This is a genomic window from Brevundimonas sp. ABV4_179, from assembly GCF_056311945.1.
Window position 1 is genome coordinate 1,861,239 of the sequence record NZ_CM149976.1, and the last position, 10,832, is coordinate 1,872,070.

General features: G+C 65.7%; 9 protein-coding genes. 4 read left to right on the forward strand and 5 right to left on the reverse strand.

All coding sequences use genetic code 11. From position 1 onward, the window contains the following. Nucleotides 1-132: 132 nt before the first annotated feature. The 3 genes from ACYX4P_RS08890 to kduD form a co-directional block, all read right to left on the reverse strand. The gene (locus ACYX4P_RS08890) at nucleotides 133-1,761 is read right to left on the reverse strand and encodes a pectate lyase (RefSeq protein WP_476069299.1); all 1,629 of its coding nucleotides are present in this window, start codon (nucleotides 1,759-1,761) and stop codon (nucleotides 133-135) included. A 168-nt stretch (nucleotides 1,762-1,929) separates the two neighbouring features. Further along, the gene (locus ACYX4P_RS08895) at nucleotides 1,930-2,988 is read right to left on the reverse strand and encodes a sugar kinase (RefSeq protein ID WP_248121118.1); all 1,059 of its coding nucleotides are present in this window, start codon (nucleotides 2,986-2,988) and stop codon (nucleotides 1,930-1,932) included. A 20-nt stretch (nucleotides 2,989-3,008) separates the two neighbouring features. Next, nucleotides 3,009-3,767, reverse strand: a complete 759-nt coding sequence (kduD, locus tag ACYX4P_RS08900) for a 2-dehydro-3-deoxy-D-gluconate 5-dehydrogenase KduD (protein WP_248117979.1) — start codon at nucleotides 3,765-3,767, stop codon at nucleotides 3,009-3,011. 142 nt (nucleotides 3,768-3,909) lie between these two features. Between kduD and ACYX4P_RS08905 the strand changes: the two genes are divergently transcribed. Then, a complete protein-coding gene (locus ACYX4P_RS08905) occupies nucleotides 3,910-4,572 on the forward strand; it encodes an RpiB/LacA/LacB family sugar-phosphate isomerase (RefSeq protein WP_248121116.1) in 663 nt (220 codons plus the stop codon). 42 nt (nucleotides 4,573-4,614) lie between these two features. Here ACYX4P_RS08905 and ACYX4P_RS08910 read toward each other — a convergent pair whose 3' ends face one another. Beyond that, a complete protein-coding gene (locus ACYX4P_RS08910) occupies nucleotides 4,615-5,664 on the reverse strand; it encodes a LacI family DNA-binding transcriptional regulator (RefSeq protein ID WP_292048379.1) in 1,050 nt (349 codons plus the stop codon). Between the two features lie 135 nt (nucleotides 5,665-5,799). Between ACYX4P_RS08910 and ACYX4P_RS08915 the strand changes: the two genes are divergently transcribed. From ACYX4P_RS08915 to ACYX4P_RS08925, 3 genes are all read left to right on the forward strand, one after another. Then, nucleotides 5,800-6,636, forward strand: coding sequence for a 2-keto-4-pentenoate hydratase (locus tag ACYX4P_RS08915; protein WP_248121112.1), 837 nt, complete (start codon nucleotides 5,800-5,802; stop codon nucleotides 6,634-6,636). A gap of 90 nt (nucleotides 6,637-6,726) precedes the next feature. Beyond that, nucleotides 6,727-8,013 (forward strand): MFS transporter, encoded by a 1,287-nt coding sequence (locus ACYX4P_RS08920; protein ID WP_248121110.1) that lies wholly within the window; start codon nucleotides 6,727-6,729, stop codon nucleotides 8,011-8,013. 82 nt (nucleotides 8,014-8,095) lie between these two features. After that, nucleotides 8,096-9,094, forward strand: coding sequence for an alpha/beta hydrolase (locus tag ACYX4P_RS08925; protein ID WP_248121108.1), 999 nt, complete (start codon nucleotides 8,096-8,098; stop codon nucleotides 9,092-9,094). 142 nt (nucleotides 9,095-9,236) lie between these two features. On the opposite strand, the gene ACYX4P_RS08930 is transcribed toward ACYX4P_RS08925, so the two are convergent. Beyond that, complete coding sequence (locus ACYX4P_RS08930; RefSeq protein ID WP_248121106.1) at nucleotides 9,237-10,790, reverse strand: carboxylesterase/lipase family protein; 1,554 nt, start codon at nucleotides 10,788-10,790, stop codon at nucleotides 9,237-9,239. Nucleotides 10,791-10,832 lie beyond the last annotated feature (42 nt).

The following is a 10,832-nucleotide window of genomic DNA, read 5'->3' on the forward strand; positions in this document are numbered from 1 at the left end:
GCGCATCCGCTTCACCATAACGCGCGCCTTCCGCATTATGATATCTAAGACTACAAAATGGGATTATCGCCGTCAATGAGCGTGTCGATATGTCCCTGATCAGGGACATATCGATCTCATTGCTGCCGTACCCTACGCTCCCAAAGCCTCGATCAGGTCGCCCATGTTGCGCACGAAGACTGAGGTCGAGACGCCCTCGACCGGGAAGTCGGTGTGATAGGGCGAGGTGTCCCACAGGTCGCCGACGCGGGTCGTCTGGTACTCGCCGCCCGTGACGGCGGTTGGGGAGGGGCCATTATAGGGGTTCGACGTGGTGGTCAGGGGCGTGGGCCAATAGCCGCGCGCGTTCAGACCTGACATCACCTCGGCGGCGCGGCCGGCGGCCGGTCGGGCGGGGCGACGTGCGTCGGTCGACATGTCCCAGACATCCACGTCCTGCAGGGTGAAATACGTCGGCAGGTTCAGAGAGCCGGGCCGCGCCTTGAGCGGAGAGCCGTGCGTCGCCTCGCTGACCGGCATGACCGCCAACTGCTCGTATTCGCGGCGCAGGGCGGCGGTGTCGACATTGCGGAACGAACCGTAGTGGACGATCAGATTGGTGGGATTGTCGTCGGCGTAATACTGACCATTGGCGATGTTGGACCCGCGCCGGTGGATGTAGATCGGCATGTTGGAGCCTTCCAGGATGAAGGTCGGATGCGTCCGCCCCGGCGTGTTCAGCGGGGGCTTGGCCGCGACCTGATCCAGCCAGTCCAGCGCTTCCGGCAGGCGCGCCAGATATTTGCGGTCGCCGGTCAGGCGATAGAAGCCAAGCATTGACTTGATGTTGGCGCCGGTTGTGTGGGTGGCGAAGGCCTGGGGCTCGATGGTCCGGGCGCCCGCCGGCTTCAGGGTGTCCGGGAAATGCTGAAGGCCCCACGCCGGTTGGGGCTGAGGCTGCTGGGTCTTCACGAAGATGTCCATGCCGCGATTGATGGCGTCCAGCAGGCGCGGGTCGCCGCGACCGTTCCGCGCCAGGCCGTGATAGGCGTAGATCAGGAACTCCAGGTTCTCGCCCGCCACATCGTCGTTGAAGGTGATGTAGGGGGTATAGTCGGCGTGGCCGTGCAGGCCCCCGTTCTCGACGAACGGATAGCGTTGGGGCCAGCCGCCGTTCGGATACTGGCTCTCCAGCACGAAGCTGATCGCCTTGTTGAGGGGCGCCAGATATTTGCGGTCCTTCTTCTCCAGATAGACGCGCAGCAGCAGTTGCGACGCCTCCGACGTGCCCGCGTCGTCGAAGGTGGCGTTGCCGTAATAGTGATGGAATTCCTCCAGCCGCCAGGCGTTGGCGGCGACCGTCCCATACCACTGCTTCAGCGACTCCTCGCCGGCGGTGTCGATGACATAGTTCCAGCCGCCCAGCGGGTGCTGGCCCTTGACCAGGGCGTCGGCGGCCTTCTTGGCGGCCTCGTAATAGAACTCGTCGCCCGTGGCGTGATAGGCGTCCAGGAACAGGTGGCCCACGGTGCCTGTGCCCGGCGGCTGGACCCAGATCATGGTCGGATTGGCTTCCAGCTCGCCCCAGCGGCGCGAGAAGTCGGGAAGATACTGCCAGACATAGCCCCCATCGACGGCGGCTTCTTCGCTCATGAACCGGGCGGCGCGCTTCATGGCGTCCAGCACGGCGGCGCGCTCAGGCGACGCTTGGGCAAAGGCGGGGGCGGATGCGGCGACGAAGGTGGCGGCTGCGCCTGCGGCCAGCAGGGCGCGACGGTTCATGTGGCGGGCATGGGAACTCCTGGTGTGACCTCTCTCGGACGGTTCTTGGCGACCGTTTCGAAACATCAATCAAGCATGATTGACACCGGTTTCCTAGTCCCCCGACGCTGACGGGAAGGGCTGCAGGGACTTGTCGCCCCAGCCTCCTCCAAATCAGGATGCATCCGCCTATCGCCGGATATCGAACCCGCCGTCGCTCATGGCGGCGTGTACCTGGTCGGCGGTGAACAGGTTGAAGTCGCCGGGGACCGAGTGTTTCAGTCCGGCGGCGGCCAGGCCGAAGTCGAGCGCCTGCTGATCCACCCATCCGCTCCACAGACCGAACAGGACGCCGGAAGCAAAGGCGTCGCCGCCGCCGACGCGGTCGACGACGCCGGTCAGGTGGATGGCTTCGGCATGGGTCTCGATGATGCTGTCCCCGTCGCGGGTCAGCATGACCGCCGACAGGGCCTGGTCGGCGACGCTGTCCTGAACCCGCAGGGTGCAGGCGATGCGTTCCAGGCGGGGGAAGGCGGCGAAGGCGGCCTTGGCGGCCTGACGGCGGCGCTCGGCTGGGTCGGGGCTGTCGAACGTCGTCTTCAGCACCAAGGCGAAGTCGCGGTCGTCGGCGAAGGCGACGGTGGCGCCGGCCAGCATCCGGCCAAGGGTCGCGGGCGGATCGCCGTCCCACTGGTCCCACAGCTTGCCGCGGAAGTTGCCGTCATAGCTGACCTTCACCCCCTTGTTGGCCGCGGCCTCGATGATGGTGACAGCGGCGGCCGAGCCGTTGGGGCCGGTCGCGGGCGTGACGCCCGAGGCGTGCAGCCATTCGACGCCGTCCAGCAGTTGGTCCCAGTCGAAGGCGGTGTTCACATGCTCGACGAAGGCCGAACCCGCGCGGTCATAGAGGACTTCGGACGGACGGCGCACGGCGCCGGGCGTCAGGAAATACAGGCCCATTCGTCCCGCCGTGAAGACAATGGGGGTGGTGTCGACGCCGTGCCTTCGCACCTCGTCGCGGGCGGCGTGGCCGAGCGCATTGTCCGGCAGGACCGTCGCCATCCGCGTCGGCGCGCCGAAGCGGGCCAGGGCCACGGCGACATTCGCCTCGGCCCCGCCCGGACGCACGGTCAGGGCGGGGGACTGCATCAGCAGTTCATTCTGATTGGGCGACAGCCGCAGCAGCATCTCGCCGAAGCAGAGGATGGCGCGGGAGGCGGCCGAGGGACCCGAGGCGGTGTTGGTCATGTCGGAAGGCTAACCGTGTCTCAGCGCGCCTGCCAGCCGCCGTCGACCGGCAGGATGGCGCCCTGAACATAGTCGGAGGCCCGGCTGGCCAGGAAGACGGCGGCGCCGCCCAGGTCCGAGGGCTGGCCCCAGCGACCGGCGGGAATGCGGCCCAGGATCTCGGCCGACCGCACCGGGTCTTCACGCAGGGCCTGGGTGTTGGCCGTGGCGAAATAGCCAGGGGCGATGGCGTTGGCGGTGATGCCGTGCGGCGCCCATTCGTTGGCCATCAGCTTGGTCAGACCCGCCACGCCAGACTTGGACGCGGTGTAGGACGGCACGCGGATGCCGCCCTGGAAGGACAGCATGGAGGCGATGTTGATTATCTTGCCGCCGTCGCCCTGTTTGATGAAGTGGCGGGCGACCGCCTGGCTCATGAAGAAGACGGTCTTCAGATTGATGTTCATCACCAGATCCCAGTCGGCTTCGGAGAAGTCGACGGCGTCGGCGCGGCGGATCAGACCGGCGTTGTTGACCAGAATATCCACCCGACCCATGGCCTGAAGCGCCTCGGCCAGAACGCGCTCGACCGGTTCGATCGAGGTCAGGTCGGCGCTGACGGCGTGGGCGCGCCGGCCCATGGCCTGAACCTGGGCGACCGTATCGTCGGAATCGGACAGGGCGACCGAGACAATGTCGGCGCCGGCCTCGGCCAAGGCCAGGGCGATGCCCTGACCCAGACCCGTGTTGCCCCCGGTGACCAAGGCGACCTTGCCGGTCAGGTCGAACGGATTGCTCATGGTGTTTCCTCTCAGGTCGATTTCGAACGTCGGATCGGACCCGACTTGTCTCAGGTGGTAACCGGTGTCATATACAGATGTAAATGGTTAGATGATAACCACATCTGTCGGCTCGCCCGCACAGTCGCCACTGAGGATACCCATGAAGATCGCTCTCATCATCGAAAACAGCCAGGCCGCCAAAAGCGAGACGGTGAACGCCGCCCTGAACGCCGTCGCGGAGCCGCTGGGCCACGAGGTCTTCCACTATGGAATGTACGCGCCCGAGGACAAGGCGTCGCTGACCTATGTGATGAACGGCGTCCTGACCGGCATTCTGCTGAACTCGGGCGCGGCTGATTTCGTCGTGACGGGGTGCGGCACGGGCATGGGCTCGATGCTGGCCTGCAACAGCATGCCCGGAGTCTTCTGCGGTCTGGTGATCGATCCCACCGACGCCTTCCTGTTCGGTCAGATCAACGACGGCAACGCCATCTCCATGCCTTACGCCAAGGGCTTCGGCTGGGCGGCGGAACTGAACCTTCAGGATGTCTATCGCAAGCTGTTCGAGGGCGAGCGCGGCTTGGGCTATCCCAAGGAACGCGCCGAGATCATGCGCAAGAACCGCGGCGTCCTCAGCACCCTGAAGGCCGTCACCTGCCACGACATGCTGACGGTGCTGAGGACCATGGATCAGGACCTGTTGAAGGCCGCCATCGCCGGCGAGCGCTTCCAAGATTACTTCTTCGCCAACGCCACGGATGAAGGCATCCGCGACTATCTGAAGGGCGTACTCGCCGCCAAGCCCGCGCTGGAAACGGCTTGACGTCTGGAGGTCGGCGCACGACCGCGCGCGCCGACCGATTTTCTAGGACGCAGGAATCGCCGACTTGCGTACGACAAGGGCGGGGCGAACGTCCGGCTGCTGCATCTTCGCCGGATCGACGCCGCGCATCGGCGCCAGCAGCTTTTCGGCGGCCATCCGCCCCATGTCGCGGATCGGCAGACGGACCGATGTCAGATTGGGCCAGACCCGCGCCGCCATCGGCAGGTCGTCAAAGCCCACGACAGAAAGGTCGCGCGGCAACTCCAGACCGCGATCCCGCGCCGCCTGCATCACCCCTATGGCCATGTCATCGTTCAGGGTGAAGATGGCGGTCGGCGGCGTATCCAGCGCCAACAGGGCGTGCCCAGCCTCGACGCCCGATTCGAACGTATAGGCGCCCTTGAAGTCATAGGCCGGGTCCAGCGGAATGCCGCGCTCGGCCAGGGCGTCCAGGAAGCCCTGGCCCCGCACGGCCGACGACCGGAACAGGTCCGGGCCGCGCACCAGACCGATTCGACTGTGTCCCAGGTCCGCCAGATGCGTCGCCGCCTCGGCCGCGCCGATCCAGTCGTTGGTGACCACCATGGATTGCGGCTCGTCGAGCGCCACCGAGGCGATGCGGACATAGGCGCAGTCGAGATCGCGCAGCAGGTCGATGACCCGTTCATCCTCCGACACCGACGGCGGCATGACGACGCCATACAGCCGCTGCCGCTCGACAAAGCCCTGGATATCTTCCAGCAGGGTAGGGGAGTTGCGGTTGCAAGGGTGGACGACCAGTTCCAGGCCGGAGCCCTTAAGTGCGTCCAACACTCCCTGCTGCATGTTCACCACATAGGTCGGACTGGGGTTGTCGTAGATCAGCCCGACCAGGAAAGATCGCCGGAAAGCCAGGGCGCGCGCCTGGGGATCGGGGATGAAGCCCAGCGTCTTGATGACGGCGTTGACCCGCTCGCGCGTGTCTTCCTTGACGAACGGCGACTGGTTGATGACCCGCGAGACGGTCTTCTTGGAGACCTGAGCCTCCCTGGCGACATCGTTGATGGTGGCCCGCTTGCCCGGCTTGCCGGATCGCGGATCGTCTTGAGCCAAGGTTCGGCTCCTTCTCTATGTGGAGCTTCAACGCATAGACGCGACTCGTCGCCGACGCCATGGGTGTGCGCTAAACCGGATTGACACCGGTTTCCTTCCTCTTTCTTATCGCGCTCTATTCACGAGGCTACGATCTTGACTTCGACCCCTAATCTTGCGGACGAGACCGACACCACGGCCGCCGATGCCGCCGTGATCGCGCGGCGGTTCGTCGAGGCGCGGTTGGCTGCGCGCCATACGCCCGACTATCCGGGCGCCATTCCCCAGAGCATGACGGAATCCTACGCCATTCAGGACATCGCCATCGGACTGTTCCCCGACGCGGTGGTGGGATGGAAGGTGGGGGGCGTGTCGCCGGCGCAGCAGGAAACTCTGGGCGTCCATCGTCTGGCGGGGGCCATTTTCGCGCGCAATGTCTGGCCGGCCCCCGGCGACACGGTCGTGCCGCTGCCCGAGATCGAGGGCGGTTTCGCCGCCGTCGAATCGGAGTTCATCGCCCGCATCGGCGCCGACGCCGATCCCGCCAAGACGGACTGGACCATCGAGGAGGCTGTCGCCGCCGTCGACAAGGTGTTCGTCGGCGTCGAACTGGCCGGCAGCCCTCTATCGGCGATCAATGACCTGGGATCGGCCGTCGTCGCTTCCGACTTCGGCAACAACGGCGGCTTGATGATCGGCCCGGAGGTCGAGAACTGGCGCGAACGCCTGGACCACATCGAGGTCGAAACGGTCATCAACGGCGCCAGCGTCGGCACGGGCGGTTCGTTGTCCCTGGCGGGCGGCGCGATGGAATCCGTGCGGTTTCTTCTGGAGCATTGCGCGCGCTGGGGGCGTCCGCTGAAGGCGGGCGCGCTGGTCTCGACCGGCGCCGTCACGGGGGTTCACCGCGTCCATGCCGGCGACGAGGCCGTTTGCATTTTCAGAGGTATCGCAGAGCTTCACTGTTCGGTCGTCAAGGCCGAAGCCCAGTAAACATCATCGGACGTCAACCCCGCCGCCGTTCAGGGACGGAAAAGAGCAGGGGATGCGTCGAGGAAATAACAGGAACGGGTTTTCATAACCATGTCAGACGCTTCCGTCGCGCCGCCGATCCAGATCAAGGCGCCATCACCCGGCAAGTATCGCTGGATCATCATGTGGCTGCTGTTTGCGGCCATGGTCATCAACTACGTCGACCGTCAGATGATCGGCTTCCTCAAGCCGACCCTGTCGGCTGAGTTCGGCTGGTCGGAAACCGACTATGCCGACATCGTTTTCTGGTTCCAGGCGTCCTACGCCGTGGCCTATCTGTTGTGGGGCCGGATCATGGACCGGATCGGCGCCCGTTGGGGCCTGGGGATCGCCTTCGGCATCTGGCAGATCGGTCATATCATGCACGGTGCGGCGCGGGATCTGTCGCACTTCATGATGGCGCGGATGGTGCTGGGCGTCGGTGAGGCCGGCGGCTTCCCCGGCGGGATCAAGGCGGTCGCGGAGTGGTTCCCCAAGAAGGAGCGCGCGCTGGCCACCGGTCTGTTCAACGCGGGGACCAATATCGGCGCCATCGTCACGCCCCTGATCGTGCCGGGACTGGTTCTGGCCTTCGGCTGGCAGATGGCCTTCGTCATCACCGGCGTTCTGGGTCTGATCTGGCTGCCGATCTGGCTGTTGATCTATCGCCGGCCGCGCGAGCAGAAGAAGCTGTCTGCTGCCGAACTGGCCTATATCGAGCAGGATCCGGCCGATGTGGTCGAAAAGGTCAAATGGACCAAGCTTCTGACGGTCAAGGAGACCTGGGCCTATGCCCTGGGCAAGTTCCTGATCGATCCGATTTGGTGGATGTTCCTGTTCTGGCTGCCGGATTTTCTAGGCAAGACATACGGTCTGGATCTGAAGACGTTCGGCCCGCCGCTGGTCGCCATCTATCTGCTGTCGGACGTCGGCTCGGTCGGCGGCGGCTGGCTTTCCTCGCGCTTCATGCATCGCGGCATGAGCGTCAACAAGGCGCGCAAGATCACCATGCTGATCTGCGCCCTGTGCGCGGTGCCTGTGGCCTTCGCCGCCATGGCGTCCAACCTGTGGGTCGCGGTCGGCATCATCGGTCTGGCGACGGCGGCGCACCAGGGTTTCTCGGCCAACCTCTACGCCCTGCCGGGCGATGTCTTCCCGCGTTCCGCCGTGGGATCGGTCGTCGGCATCGGCGGGATGTTGGGCGCCATCGGCGGCATGGCGATGGCCAAATACGCCGGCTACGTGCTGGAGAAGATCGGCACCTATACGCCCATCTTCATCGTCGCGGCCTCGGCCTATCTGATCGCGCTGCTGGTCGTGCATCTGATCTCGCCGAGATACGAGCAGGCCAAGGTCTGACGGAGGGGCGTAGGACCTAAAGTCATTGAGGATTGCGGCCGGGCGAGTGATCGTCCGGCCGCGTTCCTTTCAGGATGTGAGCATGACGATGGATATCGAACGCAGGGCGCTTCTGGGTTTGGCCGCAGGGGCCGGGATGGCCTGGGCTGCGCCGCGTGCGTCGGCGCAGACGACAGCAGACGCGGGTCGCGCAGGCCCGCCCGACCCGGCCGAAGTCATACGTTTGTGGCCCGGCGGCGCGCCGGGCCGGCGGGGAGTGAGCGTCACACCCATCGTGCCAGAGCGTTCGACCGATCCGACTTTTCATGACCGATACGCCCAATATACGACCGATCCGATCCTGACCGTCTTCCGGCCCCAGCGCCCGAACGGATCGGCCATGCTGCTGATCCCTGGCGGCGGTTATCGCTGGGCCGTGCTCGACAAGGAGGGGTATGACGTGGCGCGGGTTTTCGCCGCCAGCGGCACGACCTGCTTCGTGCTGCGCTATCGCTTGCCCGCCGACGGCTGGGCGGCTGGCGCTGACGCGCCGCTACAGGACGCCCAGCGCGCCATCCGCCTTATCCGCAGTCGGGCCGCCGACTATGGCGTCTATCCGAACAGGATCGGCGTCCTGGGCGCTTCCGCCGGTGGACATCTGGCGGGTCTGGCCAGCGCGCGTGCGGATGCGACCTATGCGCCGACGGATGCTGCCGATGCTGTGTCGTTCCGCCCGGATGCGACCGTGCTGATGTATCCCGTGGCGACCATGGCGGACCCCTATGTTCACGCCGGATCGCGCACCCAATTGCTGGGCGAAGCGCCGTCGCCTGAGCGGATCGCGGCCTACTCCCTGGAGAAGATGGACTGGCGTGGCGCGGCGCCCGTCTTCCTGCTGCACGCCATGGACGACGCCGCGGTGCCGGTCGAGAACAGCCTGCAACTGCTGACCACGCTCAAGGCCGCCGACGTGCCGTCCGAAGCGCATCTTTTCCAAGAAGGCGGCCACGGTTTCGGCATCCGCCTGATCCAAGGCAAATCGGCCCAGGTCTGGCCTGATCTGGTCCGCGCCTGGGCCGCGCGGCTGGATTTCCCGCTTTAAAGGCTCCGTGGCCCAACGTCGGCTGCGCGTGTTCGGTCCGCCGAGGTGACATCCGCCCGGCATCTACCGCTGTCACTGGACTAGCCGCGATCGGAAGCTGGACCCATTGGGCTGCTTTTTCCGCGCGGGAGTCCAAGTGCGCTTACGTCCCCGGCTGGATATAGGGGATGGCCGAGAAGAAGGCGCGCTCGTCGCCGCGCGGGTCGTCGGCCATGCGCGGCTGCACGTCCATCAGCATGGTCTGGCGACGCGGCAACTCATAACGGTCCCAGCGTGGCAGGCCGGCATGGTTCGGGTCGCCATCGCGGGCCAAGGCGATGAAGGCGTCGCTCATTCTGTCTGATAGACTTTGCGCGCCCGGGCCCCGCGTGTGTGAGCCGGTCGCCTGAACGTTATCGAACACCAGAGGGATGTCGGCAGTGTGGAAAGCGCCCATGCGGCCCGAGGTCAACTCACCGGGGAAGTCCAGTTGATAGACCCAGGCGGGCGCTCTGGCCCTGGCGCGTTCTTCGGCCTCGATCACCGCTCCACGCCAGGATCGCCCCGCCGTCGTGGCGGCGATCAGCACTCGATCCGGCGACCAGTCGGGATGCATGGCGCGATAGCCGGCGATCACCGCCTCGGGGGTTATGTCGATCCGCATGACCCCCGGCGTCAGCCGCCCAGCCAGGGTGTCCCATGTCAGGCCCTGGTTCCTGGGATCGTCGCCCATGAAGCCCAGCGTCTCCTCGCGGGTATTGCCGATGATCATCGGGATCGGCCGACCCATCGGCGCTGCATCGGGATAGAAGGGGTGACGTGGCAGGCTGCGGAAATCGAGCACCGGCCCGAAGTAGAGGCCGCCGAAGCCCAGGATCGGATCCTCGGCGGTTTGCGCCTCCAACAGCCGTTCCACCGGCATCGTCGCCGCCTCGGCTGCGCGATCCGGCGTCAGGCCCAGCGCTTTCAGCCACGCCGTCGCCCGCGTCGTGGCGTTGATTGGCCCGGAGGCCGTGACCTGCTGACCGCTCATGGTCGCGGCGCGGTGGAACAGACCTTGGGCGGCCGGCATGGCCATCAGGGTGGCGATCTTGGCGCCGCCTCCCGACTGGCCGAACAGCATGACCCGCAAGGGATCGCCCCCGAACGCCGCGATATTGTCCCGCACCCATTGCAGAGCCAGGATCAGGTCCAACTGCCCGGCATTGCCGGAATCCTCGAACCCAGGCGCCAGCCGCGCGAGATAGGCGTATCCGAACACGTTCAGGCGATGATTCAGGGTGACCACCACGACATCCCCCCGCGTCGCCAATCGTGCGCCGTCATAGAGCGGGTCCGATCCCGAGCCCGCCGAATAGGCGCCCCCGTGGATATAGACCATCACTGGGCGACGCGCTGCGTCGGTCCCTGGAGTCCAGATATTCAAGAAGAGACAATCCTCGCTCTGGTTCGGCTCGTTTCCGCGTTGGGGACTGGCTGCTCCGTAAGTCCCGGCGCGGATCGGATCCCGCCAAGGCTCAGGTCTCCGAGGCGGTCTGAAGCGCTGCGTGGGCGCCCCGTATCGCAAACCCTTGAATACGCTCACGCCATCGTACCGAACCCCAATGACGGGACCGGCGGTGGTCTGCACCCGAGGATCGTTCGAACCTGCGCTGACGGAAAGGGGGAGGGCCGCGGCTGTCATCCCAAGCATGAGCGCTTTGCGACGTGTGATCATCGATATGGCTCCCGGCATGACGATGCGCGGAACGTGTGGTTT

Bases quoted from the DNA above. Each gene is read 5' to 3' on its own strand.
- ACYX4P_RS08890 (WP_476069299.1), bottom strand. From the start codon at position 1,761: ATGAACCGTCGCGCCCTGCTGGCCGCAGGCGCAGCCGCCACCTTCGTC.
- ACYX4P_RS08895 (WP_248121118.1), bottom strand. From the start codon at position 2,988: ATGACCAACACCGCCTCGGGTCCCTCGGCCGCCTCCCGCGCCATCCTC.
- kduD (WP_248117979.1), bottom strand. From the start codon at position 3,767: ATGAGCAATCCGTTCGACCTGACCGGCAAGGTCGCCTTGGTCACCGGG.
- ACYX4P_RS08905 (WP_248121116.1), top strand. From the start codon at position 3,910: ATGAAGATCGCTCTCATCATCGAAAACAGCCAGGCCGCCAAAAGCGAG.
- ACYX4P_RS08920 (WP_248121110.1), top strand. From the start codon at position 6,727: ATGTCAGACGCTTCCGTCGCGCCGCCGATCCAGATCAAGGCGCCATCA.
- ACYX4P_RS08925 (WP_248121108.1), top strand. From the start codon at position 8,096: ATGACGATGGATATCGAACGCAGGGCGCTTCTGGGTTTGGCCGCAGGG.
- ACYX4P_RS08930 (WP_248121106.1), bottom strand. From the start codon at position 10,790: ATGATCACACGTCGCAAAGCGCTCATGCTTGGGATGACAGCCGCGGCC.